This is a genomic window from Jiella endophytica (genome assembly GCF_004519335.1).
Classification (GTDB): domain Bacteria; phylum Pseudomonadota; class Alphaproteobacteria; order Rhizobiales; family Rhizobiaceae; genus Jiella; species Jiella endophytica.
In genome coordinates this window covers 93,219-106,855 of record NZ_SOZD01000006.1, presented here as the reverse complement: position 1 = coordinate 106,855, position 13,637 = coordinate 93,219, and the positions used below count along the sequence as shown (strand labels likewise).

13 protein-coding genes and 1 other RNA gene are annotated in these 13,637 nt (G+C 65.9%); 8 read left to right on the top strand and 6 right to left on the bottom strand.

Going from position 1 to position 13,637, the window contains the following annotated elements; translation table 11 throughout:
• Positions 1–29: 29 nt before the first annotated feature.
• Positions 30–1,832, top strand: coding sequence for a single-stranded-DNA-specific exonuclease RecJ (recJ, locus tag E3C22_RS18830; protein ID WP_134763425.1), 1,803 nt, complete (start codon positions 30–32; stop codon positions 1,830–1,832).
• Positions 1,833–1,965: 133 nt separating this feature from the next.
• Here the strand turns inward: recJ and E3C22_RS18825 are convergent, their stop codons facing one another.
• From E3C22_RS18825 to E3C22_RS18800, 6 genes are all read right to left on the bottom strand, one after another.
• Positions 1,966–2,334 carry a helix-turn-helix domain-containing protein gene (locus tag E3C22_RS18825; RefSeq protein WP_134763424.1) on the bottom strand — a complete coding sequence of 123 codons (369 nt, stop codon included), beginning with the start codon at positions 2,332–2,334 and terminating at the stop codon, positions 1,966–1,968.
• A 12-nt stretch (positions 2,335–2,346) separates the two neighbouring features.
• Positions 2,347–2,658 carry a hypothetical protein gene (locus E3C22_RS18820; RefSeq protein WP_134763423.1) on the bottom strand — a complete coding sequence of 104 codons (312 nt, stop codon included), beginning with the start codon at positions 2,656–2,658 and terminating at the stop codon, positions 2,347–2,349.
• 2 nt (positions 2,659–2,660) lie between these two features.
• Positions 2,661–3,398, bottom strand: coding sequence for an acyl-homoserine-lactone synthase (locus E3C22_RS18815; RefSeq protein WP_134763422.1), 738 nt, complete (start codon positions 3,396–3,398; stop codon positions 2,661–2,663).
• 349 nt (positions 3,399–3,747) lie between these two features.
• Positions 3,748–4,479 (bottom strand): LuxR family transcriptional regulator, encoded by a 732-nt coding sequence (locus E3C22_RS18810; RefSeq protein ID WP_134763421.1) that lies wholly within the window; start codon positions 4,477–4,479, stop codon positions 3,748–3,750.
• A gap of 454 nt (positions 4,480–4,933) precedes the next feature.
• On the bottom strand, positions 4,934–6,121 hold the full coding sequence (locus E3C22_RS18805; protein WP_134763420.1) for a lytic murein transglycosylase: 1,188 nt from the start codon (positions 6,119–6,121) through the stop codon (positions 4,934–4,936).
• Positions 6,122–6,192: 71 nt separating this feature from the next.
• Positions 6,193–6,999 (bottom strand): glycoside hydrolase family 25 protein, encoded by an 807-nt coding sequence (locus tag E3C22_RS18800; RefSeq protein WP_134763419.1) that lies wholly within the window; start codon positions 6,997–6,999, stop codon positions 6,193–6,195.
• Positions 7,000–7,346: 347 nt separating this feature from the next.
• Here E3C22_RS18800 and E3C22_RS18795 point away from each other — a divergent pair, with 347 nt between their 5' ends.
• From E3C22_RS18795 to E3C22_RS18765, 7 genes are all read left to right on the top strand, one after another.
• On the top strand, positions 7,347–8,054 hold the full coding sequence (locus E3C22_RS18795; RefSeq protein ID WP_134763418.1) for a J domain-containing protein: 708 nt from the start codon (positions 7,347–7,349) through the stop codon (positions 8,052–8,054).
• Entirely contained in the window at positions 8,051–8,821 is a 771-nt protein-coding gene (locus tag E3C22_RS18790) for an N-acetylmuramoyl-L-alanine amidase (protein ID WP_134763417.1), read from the top strand. The genes E3C22_RS18795 and E3C22_RS18790 overlap by 4 nt, the downstream gene beginning before the upstream one ends.
• A 95-nt stretch (positions 8,822–8,916) precedes the next feature.
• Positions 8,917–9,359, top strand: an RNA gene (gene rnpB / locus E3C22_RS18785) — RNase P RNA component class A.
• A 605-nt stretch (positions 9,360–9,964) separates the two neighbouring features.
• The gene (gene mraZ / locus E3C22_RS18780) at positions 9,965–10,435 is read left to right on the top strand and encodes a division/cell wall cluster transcriptional repressor MraZ (RefSeq protein WP_134763416.1); all 471 of its coding nucleotides are present in this window, start codon (positions 9,965–9,967) and stop codon (positions 10,433–10,435) included.
• Positions 10,435–11,469 carry a 16S rRNA (cytosine(1402)-N(4))-methyltransferase RsmH gene (rsmH, locus tag E3C22_RS18775; protein ID WP_134763415.1) on the top strand — a complete coding sequence of 345 codons (1,035 nt, stop codon included), beginning with the start codon at positions 10,435–10,437 and terminating at the stop codon, positions 11,467–11,469. Before mraZ ends, rsmH begins: the two co-directional genes overlap by 1 nt.
• Positions 11,470–11,472: 3 nt before the next feature.
• Positions 11,473–11,826 (top strand): cell division protein FtsL, encoded by a 354-nt coding sequence (ftsL, locus tag E3C22_RS18770; protein ID WP_134763414.1) that lies wholly within the window; start codon positions 11,473–11,475, stop codon positions 11,824–11,826.
• Entirely contained in the window at positions 11,823–13,568 is a 1,746-nt protein-coding gene (locus tag E3C22_RS18765) for a peptidoglycan D,D-transpeptidase FtsI family protein (RefSeq protein WP_134763413.1), read from the top strand. Before ftsL ends, E3C22_RS18765 begins: the two co-directional genes overlap by 4 nt.
• Positions 13,569–13,637: the final 69 nt, after the last annotated feature.

Here is a 13,637-nt window from a genome sequence, read left to right as displayed (position 1 = left end):
TCTGCCGAATCTCGATCGCAGAGCCACGCATGAAGACACCAGCCGCCAGCAGCAGCTTCCTCGGCGTCGACAGCTCCGTCACCGGGCGGCGCTGGATCAGCGCCCTCGACCTTCGCAGCGAAGCGCAGGCGCTCGCCATGGCGCAGAAGCTCGGCCTGCCGGACATCGTCGCCAGGGTACTCGCGGCGCGCGGCGTCGAGACCGAGCTCGCCGGCCGCTTCCTCGATCCGAAGCTGCGCAGCGAAATGCCCGATCCTTCCGTCATGACGGATATGGACGCAGCCGCCGAGCGGCTGGCAGACGCGGTTACGCGCGGCGAGAAGGTGGCGATCTTCGGCGATTACGATGTCGACGGAGCGGCCTCCTCGGCGCTGCTGTGGCGGTTCCTCGCCCATTACGGCCTCGATCCGATCGTCCACATTCCCGACCGCATCACCGAGGGCTACGGCCCGAACATCCAGGCGATCGACGAGCTGGCCGTCGCCGGCGCGCGGCTGCTCGTCACCGTCGACTGCGGCACCGGCAGCTTCGAGACCGCCGACCATGCCAGGACGCTCGGCCTCGACGTCGTCGTCCTCGACCACCACCAGACCGGCACCGAGCTCCCCGAAGTCGTGGCACTGGTCAATCCGAACCGCCAGGACGACCTATCCGGCCTCGGCCATCTCGCCGCGGCCGGCGTCGTCTTCATGACGCTGGTGGCGACCCAGCGGCTGCTGCGCCAGCGCGGCGCCATCGCCCGCCTGCCGCTCGACCTCATCGCGCTGCTCGATCTCGTGGCGCTGGCGACGGTGTGCGACGTCGTCCCGCTGAAAGGGCTGAACCGCGCATTCGTCGTCCAGGGGCTGACGGTGATGCGGCGCCAGGACAATGCCGGGCTGAAGGCGCTCTGCCGGGTGGCGCGGCTTTCGGGGCCGGTGCGCTCGGGCCATCTCGGCTTTCTGCTCGGCCCGCGGATCAATGCCGGCGGCCGGATCGGCGATGCCGCGCTCGGCAGCCGGCTGCTCTGCCTCGACGACGGCACCGCCGCCGAGGCGATCGCCGCCCAGCTCGACACGCTGAATGCCGAGCGCCAGGCGATGGAGGCGCGCATGCTGGCCGAGGCCGATGCCGAGGTCGGCGCGGAGATCGGCGCAAGCGAGGGGCCACCGGTGCTCATCGCCGCGTCCGATGACTGGCATCCGGGCATCGTCGGGCTGATCGCCGCGCGGCTGAAGGAGCGCTATCGCCGGCCGGCCTTCGCCATCGCCTTCGACGGAAGCGGCAAAGGTTCGGGCTCGGGGCGCTCGGTGGCAGGCATCGACCTTGGACGCATCGTCCGCGAGGCCGTCGAGCGCCGGGTGATCGAAAAGGGCGGCGGCCATGCGATGGCGGCGGGGCTGACCGTCCGGCGGGAGAAGCTCGGCGAGCTGCGGGCCTTTCTGGAGGCCGCCACGCGGGAGGACTTCGCGCGGGCGCGCGCCGCGGATGCCCTGAAGATCGACGGGGCGATCAGCGCCGCCGGGCTGACGCTGCCGCTCTACGAGCTTCTGGAAAAGGCGGGGCCTTACGGCTCCGGCCACGAGACGCCGATGCTGGCGGTCGCCCGGCACGTCGTCGCCGATGCGCGTGTGGTCGGCAACGGTCACATCGCGGTCAGGCTGAAGGGGGAGGATGGGGCGACGATGCGGGCCATCGCCTTCAAGGCGGCGGGGAGCGATCTGGGCGACCTCTTGCAGTCACGCACGCCGAGCCCGCTGCATGTGGCTGGAAGCGTCTCCGCCGATCATTTCCGCGGCGAGCAGGAGGTGAGCTTCCGGATCACCGATGCGGCGGTGGCGAAATTCGTCTGACGAATTCGCGGCCGCTTGTTCATCCGGGGGAAATGGCGAAGCCCGTCCAGCTTCGCATTGGCAGTCTTTGAGAGATGGGATCATCACCGTTGTCCTCCGGACGAATGTCCGGACGGCAACGGAGATTGGGATGTCACTCGGCGGTTTCGACGTCCGGGTTGAGCGACACGAGCAGGGCGTCGAGCGCCCGGCGGGTCTCGGGCGAGAGCGCCTTGAGGTTCTTCAGCATCCGCAGATCGGCCTTCGACAGGGTCGGATAGGCCTCGAAGGTCGGCATCTCCTCGAAGAACCACGTTACTTCGCGGCCGAGGGTATCGGCGATCTCACGCAGCCGGCCGGCCGAGATTCTGTTCAGGCCCTTTTCGTATTTCTGGACCTGCTGGAACGTGATTCCGAGAGCCTCGGCCAGTTTTTCCTGCGAGATACCCGTTTCGAGGCGTGCAAGCCTGATTCGGGCGGCGATCTGACGATCGATATCGGATGCAGCTTTTGAATTACGCATAGTTCGACTATCTTACTGGTTTTGCCGCTCCGGTTGTTCAACCAGAATACTTACTGCCAGACTAACCGCAGCGGCAGCTTCTGGACGGCCCTGCTCTAGCTCAGGAATTGCATAATTCAAAGCATGTAGTAGCGCATTTCGGTTAATGACAGGGGCCGGCAGCGCGCGCTCCGGTATCATCAACCGATCGTCACACTGATAGATGGCAAATTCAATCGCGCGGGCCGCCTCCTTGGACAGACCCCTTACCGCCGACAAGCTGGAGATGAGGAAGTGGGCGGCTTCTCTTGCGCTCGACAACCCCATCGTGTCCTCCGAAATCATCCTCATTTCCTCCCTGAGTTAATTCGTTTTTCACCGTGCGAAGTCGCGACTTTCGTCCCAACACTGCGCCGATTTGTCGCAACCTCTTCGAAGCTCGGACGGAGCGGATCGTCGCGGTGCAGCGGGTGCGGCAGGTCCCGATCGATCGACAGGACGGGTGAGTCCATGTGGAAGAGCGCGTGGCTGGTGCGCACCGTCTCTTCCGTCGCGACGGCGAAGATCACCGCCAGCGGCTTGCCGTCGTAGAGGCGCGGGACGTTCAGCGGCCGCACCTGCCAGCCTGTCTCGAGCAGCCGCGTCACCAGCTTGGGATGCGTCTGGACGATGATCCCCCGCAGGCCGAGAGCGACGAAGGCCTCGGCGACCCCGGCAAACACCAGATTGTTGACGCTGACGCCGGCGGCGTCCGTCACCCCGGGTTCGGCGACGCAGCGCGTCCATTCGACGATGTCCTCGCCGCGCGGCCAGGGCGCACCGTCCATCAGCTCGGGGTAGACGTCGGACAGGAGATGCGGCCCGTCGGTTCGCAGAAGCCTCGTATAGCCGACGACGCGCCCGTCGAGGACGAGCGGCAGATGAATGGCGTTGTCGTCGTCGAACTGGTCGATCTCGCGCTGGTCGGGCTTGCGAAGCGCATGCCATTCGAACCGGTCGACGAAGTGTCGATGCCGGAACGCCCAGACGTCTTCCATGGTTTTCTCGTGAAGAGCCATGTTCGCCTCGGTAATCATCTGCATCATGGTCGGGACCCTCTCGTTTAAGGCGCTTTTTGCGCTACGGAAGGCAGTTCCCAAATCCGGGGATTTCCCCGTATTGACCACGCTGCTGCAGATGGATAAGTGCAGCAAAATTGTATTGTGGCGTCAATCCGCTGGAAAATATATCTTCTTTGCCGCTCAGGGATTTATTATCCGGGACAGAAATTCATTTTTGGACAAACAGTCATGCATCTTGTCCTGGCATCTGCCGTATTCGCCAAATACAATGTGAGGTAGTGGGAGTTGCAACGAAAGTTCGGCGTGCAGATCGTCTTGCGACGACTGGTGGCAGTCTGAGGGCGATGCGATGAAGACTTGAGGTGATCGCCGGTCAGTTGATGCGGCGCTGGCGGAAGCTTTCGGCGACGAGCTGGGCGCGATTGATCGCGCCGACCTTGGCGCTGGCGTTGCGCAGGTAGGTTTCGACGGTTTTCTCGGCGAGGCCGGTGATGCGGCCGATCTCCCAATTGGTCTTGCCGGCGGCGCACCAGAGCACGCATTCCCGCTCGCGGTGCGAAAACGGTGCGGAATCCTCGAGCTTCTCGCTGCGCTGGCTGATCAGACGCCGGATCTGGCTGTGGGCATAGATGGCGATCAGGTGCAGGGCGCCGCGATCGCGAGCCGAAAGGTCGATCCGCTCGCCGCCGAAGGTGACGACCGCCGATAGTCCGTTCAGCGAGTAGATCGGCACGGTGAGGCCGTCATGCATGCCGAACTCGGTCGCCTCGTCCATGACGGCGCGCGCCTTCGGCCCCAGCTTGCGGCCTTCGCAGGCCTCCTTCCAGGTAAACGGGTCGTCCGTCCTCAGCGTGTTGGCGATGACGGGGTCGTGGTGGACGTAGTCGTTGCCGACATAGCGATCGAACCATTCGGGATGCCAGCCGGACAGAAGGAAGTAGGGTTCGATCGATTCCCCCGGCTGGGGCAGGCCCGAAATCCCGTAACTGGTGAAGCCGAAGGTGCGGACGGTGCGAAACAGCTCGTCGGCAATCGCGTCCTTGTCCTCCAGGTGCTGGATGCAGTCGACGAATCGAAACATGTCGTCGGTCGTGGTCTGGCCCATGGCAGCCTGCTGTGTCCCAAGTCTCCCCTTGAGGAGAACAACGATTTCATTGTTACGTCAACATCTCGTAAAGATTAACCGATCCGAAAGATGCCGGACCGCCAGAGGCCGACAGTATCGTTCGGAACCGATTCCCGTGGAACTTGTCCTGTCGGAGGAGCCAGACGACCGTCTCGTCCGGAAATTTCGGAAAATCCAGGACGGCGGCAGAGAGACCTTGCAGCCGGCGATGCGGCAACGCGTAAGGCGCCCCACCGCGAGGCGGCAGGCCTTGCGGGGCACGCTCGAGGCACTCTGCCTCGATAGCAGAACCTCGCCGGGTGTGAAGTCACCCATTGGTCGTAGGGCGATGCGTCCCGCGGGATGCCGCGCCCGTCGCCGGCGCCGGCCGCCGAAAAGGATGTAGCTCCGCCGGCGCCGAAGGGGGGGCCGGGAGACCCGGAACGCGGTGCCGCTACAGCGCCGAGAGAAGGTCCTGGGTCGGCCAGCCGTCGGCGGGCAGGCCCAGCCGCTGCTGCTCGGTGCGGACCGCCGCCCGGGTATTCTCGCCGATGATGCCGTCGATGCCGCCGACATCGTGGCCGCGCTGGGTCAGCTTCTCCTGCAGCACCTTAGTCTGGTCGACCGACAGGCCCGGCGTCGGATTGCCCATGTCGACGGGCTCGGCGCCGGCGAGCCGCGTCGCGAAATAGGCGGCGGTGAGCGAATAGACCAACGACTTGTTCCAGGCGAGATAGATCTCGAAATTCGGAAAGGCGAGAAACGCCGGGCCGTCCCGCCCCATCGGCAGGATCAGCGCGGAGGAAAGGCCGTCGTTTTCGAGCGGCGACCCGTCGGCCTTGGTGACGCCGAGCGCTGCAAAGCTCGACCGCGGCTCCTTGTTGACGAGAGCGGCGCGGTCCCACGGAAAGTCCGACGGCACCTTGACCGCCTCCAGCCAGGGCTCGCCGCGCCGCCAGCCGAGCGAGGCGATGTATTTGCCGGTGGTCATCAGGACGTCCGGCGTGTCCTTGCGCAGATCGACCCGGCCGTTGCCGTCGGCGTCCGTGCCGAAGGCGATGTATTCCTCCGGCAGAAGCTGGGTCTGGCCGATCTCGCCAGCCCAGGCACCGCGCATTTCCTGCGGCGTGAGATAGCCCTTGTCGACGATCTCGATCGCCGCCATCAGATGCGGCCGGAACAGTTGTGGCCGACGGCAGTCATGGGCGAGCGTCGCCAGCGCCGGCAGCGTCTCGAAGTCGCCGAGAACGGCGCCGAAATCGGTCTCGAGTCCCCAGAAGCTGGTGATGACGGGGGCGGGAACGCCAGTCTCGGCTTCGACGCGGTCGAAGGTGCTGGCATATTTCTGCATGTTCTGCCGGCCGAATTTCAGCCGGTAGCCGCTGACCATGCGGCTGGCGAACTGGCGCCAGTCCTGGGCGAAGACGCCCTGGGCGCGGTCGCGTGCCAGCACCTTGTTGTCGATCCGCATGTCGGCAACGGCGTGCTCGACGGCCGCCGGGGACAGGCCCTTGGCCAGCGCCTCCTGCCTGACGCCCTCCAGGAAGGCGCCGAAATCGCCACCGCATTGCTGGGCGGCGGCGGTGCCGGCCCCGGCGACGAGAAGGGCTGCGGTGACGGCAAGGCGCGGCAGAATTGTCATCGAACTCGCACTCCAGACGAAAAAGGGTAGCGGGGTGACCGGTTACCGCGTCTTGCCCGCCGTTTGAAGGGTCAGGCGGCGAGATTGCCCTTCAGCCACTTCACCCAGTCGTCCTTGTTGCCGGCAAAAGCGTTGCGGTCGACCTCGCCCTCGACCCCCGGCACCGTGCCCGTCGCGGTATATTGCCAGAAGCGGAATTTGCGGTTCTCGTAGACATTCTCCGGATGGTCAGCGACCGCCCGCAGCCAGAATTCGTGGTTCGGAAAGGCGCCGACCAGACGGTCGCGGTGAACGTCGATCGGAACATAGAGGATCGGTCGCTGGCCGTAGTGCTTCTCGAGGATCCGCGACATCTCGCCGACCTCGCGCACAAGCTCGTCGCGCGGCGGCCGGATCGTGCAGGTGGGCGAAAACGGCGTCCACTCGACGTCGATCACCGGCGGCAGCGCGCCCCGCTGCCTGGGGACGTTCTCGATGAACCAGGCGGCCTGCTCGTGCCCCGGCCGGCAGTGATACCAGAAATGATAGGCGCCGCGCGGGATCCGCGCCGTGGCGGCGCCGCGCCAGTTGGTGTCGAACCGGTCGTCGACCCGGTCGCCGCCCTCGGTGGCCTTCAGCCAGGCAAAGGCGACGCCGCCCTGCCGGGCGGCCGACCAGTCGACGTCGCCCTGATATTTCGCAACGTCGATGCCGTGCACGGGATAGTGATGGGCCGCCTCGGCGGCGAAATTGGATAGGCCGAGATCCTCGACGCTCATCGCCGTCGAACGGCAGCCGGCGAGGGCCGCGGATGCGGCGAGGCCAGCGAGAAAGGCCCGCCGCGTGGCCTGCGGCGCTTCGGCATCCTCTTGCCTGCGAATGTGAATGCGGTCAGTCATCGTCGATGATCCTCCCCGATCCGCCGAGCCGACGGAGATTCTCATGGGACGGCGCGCGCGGCGCAATTGCTCAAAAGCCACAAACGCCGGTCGGTTGCTTACCGTGGCGACGGCGTCGATCTGGAGGCGGAACCAAGCACGACCAACTTGACCGGGGCTTGCCGAGAGGCAATAGCGATTCCTCGTTTGCGTCGCGCTGCACCATCGTCGATAGTGCGGCTGCTGCCTTTCATCGCTTCACGAGAGCCTGACGGGCGACGAGTCATCGTTCGGGCGCGGCCCGCCGGCGGGCATTCTCCCTATGGCAGGCGATCGGGCACGGACTCGAATCGAACCGGTGAATGCCGATGGCGATCCTTTCGAACTTCACTGCGCTTCTCCAGGCGATCCCCGGCCGGGCGACGCTCGAAGCCGTGCTCGACGCCATCCGCTCGATGTTCTCCGGCGATCGCGACACGCGCCGCAAGGTCGCCTTTTCGGTGGCGCTGATCGCCCTGTCCGCCAAGATGGCGAAGGCGGACGGCGTCGTCTCGGCCGCCGAGGTCTCGGCCTTCCGGCAGATCCTCGAAATTCCGCCGGAGGAGATGCGCAACGTCTTCCGGCTCTACGACATCGCCAAGCAGGACATCGCCGGCTTCGAGATCTATGCCGGCCGGCTGCGCTCGCTCTGCGAGGACGAGAACGGCAACTGCCAGCTGCTCGGTGACGTGCTCGACGGCCTGTTCCACATCGCCAAGGCCGACGGCGTGGTGCACGAGCGCGAACTCGCCTTCCTCGAGGAGGTTGCAACGATCTTCGGTCTCGACGAGGCGGGTTTCGCGCGGCTGCGCGAGAGGCACGTCGCCGGGCCCGACAATCCTTATGCGGTGCTCGGCCTCGACACCGACGCCACCGCCGCCGAGGCACGCAGCCAGTATCTGACCCTGGTCAAGGAAAACCACCCGGACCGGCTGGCGGCGCGGGGCGTTCCCGACGAGTTCATGTTCATCGCCTCCGAGCGGATGAAGGCGATCAACGACGCCTATTCGAAGATTGCCAAGAGGCACGCGGCTTGAAACCCGACACAGGGCTGGCCTGCGAGATCCGGCCTTCGCCGAACTTCAACGTGCGCCGCATCGCTGGCGGGCCGACCATGCTGCTTCTCCACTATACCGGCATGGGCAGCGCCGAGTCCGCGCTGCGCTGGCTGGAGGATCCGGTGAGCGAGGTCTCCTGTCACTATGTCGTCGACGAGGACGGCCGCATCGTCCAGATGGTCCGCGAGGCCGATCGCGCCTGGCATGCCGGGCAGGGGAGCTGGCATGGCGTCGCCGACGTCAATTCCCATTCGATCGGCATCGAGATCGTCAATCCCGGCCATGCCGGCGGCTGCCCGGATTTCTGCGAACCGCAGATCGCCGCGGTGATCGCGCTGGCCTCTGACATCCTGCACCGGCATCCGATCCCGCCGGAGCGGGTGCTCGGCCACTCGGATATTGCGCCGGCGCGCAAGCAGGATCCGGGCGAGAAGTTCCCCTGGGCGAGGCTCCATGCCGCCGGCATCGGCCATTTCGTGCAACCGGCGGCGATCCGCGAGGGCGTCGCCCTGTCGGAAGGCGAGACGGGTCCGGCCGTCGTCTCCCTGCAGCGAAAGCTCGCCGCCTATGGCTATGCGGTCGAGCCGACGGGCGTTTTCGACGCGGCGACGCGCGATGTTGTCATCGCCTTCCAGCGGCATTTCCGGCCGGCTTTGGTCGACGGGATCGCCGACATCTCGACGGTCGAGACGCTGGACGATCTCCTCGCGGCGCTGAAAGAGCGGGAAGAGCCGGCGACGAGTTGACGTCTTGCCGGCCGGCCCAGACGCCGGCCCGCTTCTCGCCGGAAGCTCGGCCCCGGCGATTGACAAGGCGCTGCCATTGGTCGAGGGAAGCGCCGTCAGCCGGCCGGGCGGCCGCTCCCGTCACATGTCGAAAGACGGCGGGGGAGGAAAGTCCGGGCTCCACGGAGAGACGGTGCCGGATAACGTCCGGCGGGGGCGACCCCAGGGAAAGTGCCACAGAAAGCAGACCGCCCCGCCTATAGTGCGGCTCCATCCACCCGTGAGATGATGGCCGAGCCGCAGTATTGGCGGGGTAAGGGTGAAAGGGTGGGGTAAGAGCCCACCGCGGAACTGGCAACAGGGCCGGCATGGTAAACCCCACCGGGAGCAAGACCGAATAGGGACGACGCGGGGGTGGGATTTCGTCCCACCGCCAGCCATTCTCCGGGCCGGTCGTCCGGGTAGGTTGCTAGAGGCGGTCCGCAAGGGCCGTCCCAGAGGAATGGTCGCCGGGCGGCTCTGCCGCTCACAGAACCCGGCTTACAGGTCGGCTGACACTCGATCATTCCGTTTCCGCTCGCCCATCGCGTCGCAGCGGGTGGAAGCCGAGAACCGATCCTCGGCGCGTCGGCGAAACGGAATTTCTATCAGTCACTTATGAATTTCGGCTGGGGCTCACCTTCGGGCCGCGGGCATTTCGCTCGTCTGCGCCATCCCACCACTTTTCTCGCCGGAAGCGAAGGGAAGATTTTTTCGGGGGCGCCGACGAGGCTTGTCCGAGCCTTGTGCGGGACGGCACAGGCGAGGCGACCGGGAGTCATTACCAAATCGGAAACTCGTCATAATCGGATAGGGATTTCTTAATGTTAGTAAGCCGTTAAGGGCATTGTTTGTAGACTGTCCGAAAGCGCCTCGAAGGGCCCGATCCGGCCTCTTCCCATTGACGCCCACGGACGCCCATGATATCCCAATTGTCACATCGACAGGACCGGTTCCGGTCCGAAATCAAGCAGTGCATGGCGTGCTTCCGGATGACGGAAGGAGCGGTCGTAGCTTCGTCGCAAGCTTCGGCCGGGGTCTGGCTCTGTGCCTACGGTCGGTCGGTCGTGGGGGTGGGTGTGAACGGTGCGAAGGTGCGTAGAGGTGTGGGGCGAGTAGTCGGCGATGAACCGATTTCTTTCGAGCTTCGTCCACAACGTCGACGCCAAGGGGCGCGTCTCGGTCCCGTCCTCGTTCAGGCAGGTGATTGCCAGCCGCGGCATCCAGGAGCTGTTCGCCATGCGCTCGTTATCGCAGCCGGCGATCGACGTCGGCGGCGCGGAGCTGATGGAGCATTTCGAGGCGCAGATGGAGGCGATGGATCCGTTCAGCGACCTCTATCAGGAGATGGCGATCTACGCCTATGGCGACGGGGCCTATCTGAAGTTCGATACGGAGGGGCGCATCCTGATGACCGACTTCATTCGGGCTCATACCGGGATTTCGGATCGCGTCGCCTTCGTCGGTATGAAGAATTCGTTCCAGCTCTGGGAGCCGGAACGCTTCGAGGCTTTCCGCGGGGCGCTGCGGGAGAAGCTGAGGGACAGACTGACACGCGATCGCGGGGCTTCGGCTTCCGTCGAAACACCGGAATAATGGCGGGCGACAAAGGGACCGAGGATCCCGGCGTTGGCGGACCAGTCCGTCATGTTCCGGTGCTGCTGCAAGAGGTGGTCGGCGCCCTGGTGCCGACCACCGGCCAGATCGTCGTCGACGGCACCTTCGGGGCCGGCGGCTACACCAGGGCATTGCTCGCCGGTGGCGCAGAGGTTCTGGCGATCGACCGTGACCCGACGGCGATCGCTGCCGGCCAGCCGCTCATCGCGGCGGCGGCTGGGCGCCTGACCCTCGTCGAGGGCCGTTTTTCCGAACTGGACGCGATCGCTGCTGCCCATCATCCGGCGGGCGTCGACGGCGTCGTCCTCGACATCGGCGTTTCGTCCATGCAGATCGACGCCGCCGAACGCGGTTTTTCATTCCAGAAGGACGGCCCGCTCGACATGCGGATGGGCGGCGCCGGCGCCAGTGCCGCCGATGTCGTCAACAGCCTGAAGCCCGGCGATCTCGCGCGGGTGCTCGGCTTTTACGGCGAGGAGCGCCAGGCCGGGCGCATCGCCCGGGCGATCGTCGCGCGGCGCGAGGAGCGGCCGTTCGAGCGCACCCTCGACCTGGCCGAAGTGATCGGCCGCGTCGTCGGCCGTTCGCCGAAGGACAAGATCGATCCGGCCACCCGCAGCTTCCAGGCGCTGCGCATCTTCGTCAATGACGAGCTCGGCGAACTCGCCCGAGCGCTGGTCGCCGCCGAACGGATCCTCAAGCCCGGCGGGCAGCTCGTCGTCGTCACCTTCCATTCGCTCGAGGACCGGATCGTCAAGCGCTTCCTGAAGGATCGCTCGATGCAGCCCTCCGGCTCGCGGCACCTGCCGGACGCCGCCGTCCGGGCGCTGACCTTCCGCGCCGCCAACAAGGCGGTGGCGGCGAGCGCCGCCGAGGCCGAGGACAACCCGCGGGCCCGCTCGGCCAAGCTGCGGCTCGGCACCCGCACCGATGCGGCGCCGCGCGACGACGCCGACCCGATCGCCTTTGCCGATCTGCCCACCCTTGCCGACCTGCCTGAGACGGGAGCCTGAGCCGTGCTGAAGACCCTCAACATCCTGCTCATCACGGTGATGATCGGCGCGGCCGCCTACACCTACCAAATCAAGCACGAGGCGGAGCTGATCGAGGAGGCGGTCAGCAAGGTCAACCGCAAGATCGCGCTGGAGAAGGAGACGATCTCGCTGCTCCAGGCCGACTGGACGCTGCTCGATCAGCCGGGCCGCCTGCAGCGCCTGGTCGATATCTATGCCGGCGAACTGACCCTGCAGCCGATCCGCCCCGACCAGATCGTCGAGCCGGACGAGCTGCCGGCGCCCCGCGCCGTGCCGCTGCCGACATTCCCCAAGGAAGGGCGCTACGCCTACAATACCGGGACGTCCGAGAAATGAAGCGTTTCACCGAGTTCTTGACGCGCAGGCGCGCCGCGAAGGCGCCGGAGACGGCGCCCGGCGTCTCGCGCTACGACCGCTTCGGCCGCCGCAGGGGCGGCGCCGAGGCGCCGCGCAACACCGGCCGCTTCTCGCTCGCGCTCGGCCTGTTCGCCGCGGTCTATCTGGTCATCGGCGCCAGGCTCGTCGAATGGGGCGTCCAGCCGAACGACACGGCGACCTATTTCCACAACAACCAGATCATGACGGCGCGCCCGCAGATCCTCGACCGCAACGGCCGGGTGCTTGCGACCGACATCACCACCTTCTCGCTGTTTGCCGAGCCGCGGCGGATCATCGATGCCGACGAGGCGAGTGAGCTTCTCCTGACGGTGATGCCGGATCTCGATCCGAAGTGGCTCTACAAGCGCCTCTCTGGCGACCAGGGCTTCGTCTGGCTGCGCCGCGAACTAACGCCGAGCCAGAAGCAGGCGATCCTCGACCTCGGCATCCCCGGCATCGGCTTCCGCTCCGAGAAGAGCCGCTTCTATCCCGGCCGTTCGACGGCCGCCTACATCGTCGGCCACGTCAATGTCGACAATCAGGGCACGGCGGGGATGGAGAAGTGGATCGACGATCAGGGCTTCAAGGCGCTGCAGACGTCGGGCCTTGCCAGCGAGGCCGATCTGAAGCCGGTCAAGCTGTCGATGGACCTGCGCGTCCAGCACATCGTCCAGGACGAGGTGACCCAGGGCATGGAGCGCTATCAGGCGCTCGCCGCCGGCGGCATCGTGCTCGACGTCGAGACCGGCGAGGTGGTCGCCATGACCTCGGTGCCGGACTACGACCCGAACATTCCATCCCAGGCGCTCGACAAGAACCGCCTGAACCGCATGTCGGCCGGCCTCTACGAGATGGGTTCGACCTTCAAGACCTTCACCACGGCGATGGCGCTCGATTCCGGCAAGGTGAAGCTGACCGACTCCTTCGACGCCAGCAAGCCGATCCGCATCGGCGGCTTCTCGATCAGCGACTTCCACGGCAAGCGCCGGGTGCTGTCGGTGCCGGAGATCTTCATCTATTCGTCGAATATCGGCACGGCCCAAGAGGCCGAAAAGGTCGGCATCGAGGGGCACCAGGCCTTCCTCACCAAGATGGGCCTTCTCTCCAAGTGGAAGACCGAGCTTCCCGAGGTCGCGACGCCCACGCAGCCGAAGGTCTGGAAGCTGATCAACTCGATCACGATCTCCTTCGGCCACGGCGTCTCGACGACGCCGATGAACACCGCGGTCGGGGCCGCCGCGCTGATGAACGGCGGCAGGCTGATCCCGCCGACCTTCCTGCCGCGCACCAAGGAAGAGGCCGACAAGCTGGCGGTGCAGGTGGTCGACCCGAAGACCAGCGACGAGATGCGCTATCTCTTCCGGCTGAACGTCGCCGACCAGCGCGGCTCCGGCAACAATGCCGCGGTCTCCGGCTACATGGTCGGCGGCAAGACCGGCACCGCCAACAAGGTGGTCCATGGCCGCTATTCCAACACCAAGAAGTTCAACGCCTTCCTAGCGTCCTTCCCGATGGACCACCCGCGCTACATCGTCCTGACGATCATCGACGAGCCGCATCCGGAAAAGGGCAAGTACTATGCGACGGCCGGCATGAACGCCGCCGTCATGGCCGGCAACATCATCCGCCGCTCCGCCACCTTCCTCGGGGTCCATCCGGAGTTCGGCGAGGAAGGCAAGCAGTTGCTGGTTTCCTACTGAGAGGGGGCGCATCGACGCTGGCCGCGGGAATTGCCCCTGGAGATTGTCCGAGCGCCATTCAAATGTCGG

What these genes read in the sequence shown, in the direction of transcription:
- recJ (WP_134763425.1), top strand. Translation starts at nt 30, where the DNA reads ATGAAGACACCAGCCGCCAGCAGCAGCTTCCTCGGCGTCGACAGCTCC.
- E3C22_RS18815 (WP_134763422.1), bottom strand. Translation starts at nt 3,398, where the DNA reads ATGATGCAGATGATTACCGAGGCGAACATGGCTCTTCACGAGAAAACC.
- rsmH (WP_134763415.1), top strand. Translation starts at nt 10,435, where the DNA reads ATGGCGGGCGACAAAGGGACCGAGGATCCCGGCGTTGGCGGACCAGTC.
- mraZ (WP_134763416.1), top strand. Translation starts at nt 9,965, where the DNA reads ATGAACCGATTTCTTTCGAGCTTCGTCCACAACGTCGACGCCAAGGGG.
- E3C22_RS18765 (WP_134763413.1), top strand. Translation starts at nt 11,823, where the DNA reads ATGAAGCGTTTCACCGAGTTCTTGACGCGCAGGCGCGCCGCGAAGGCG.
- E3C22_RS18800 (WP_134763419.1), bottom strand. Translation starts at nt 6,999, where the DNA reads ATGACTGACCGCATTCACATTCGCAGGCAAGAGGATGCCGAAGCGCCG.
- E3C22_RS18805 (WP_134763420.1), bottom strand. Translation starts at nt 6,121, where the DNA reads ATGACAATTCTGCCGCGCCTTGCCGTCACCGCAGCCCTTCTCGTCGCC.
- E3C22_RS18820 (WP_134763423.1), bottom strand. Translation starts at nt 2,658, where the DNA reads ATGATTTCGGAGGACACGATGGGGTTGTCGAGCGCAAGAGAAGCCGCC.
- E3C22_RS18810 (WP_134763421.1), bottom strand. Translation starts at nt 4,479, where the DNA reads ATGGGCCAGACCACGACCGACGACATGTTTCGATTCGTCGACTGCATC.
- E3C22_RS18825 (WP_134763424.1), bottom strand. Translation starts at nt 2,334, where the DNA reads ATGCGTAATTCAAAAGCTGCATCCGATATCGATCGTCAGATCGCCGCC.
- E3C22_RS18795 (WP_134763418.1), top strand. Translation starts at nt 7,347, where the DNA reads ATGGCGATCCTTTCGAACTTCACTGCGCTTCTCCAGGCGATCCCCGGC.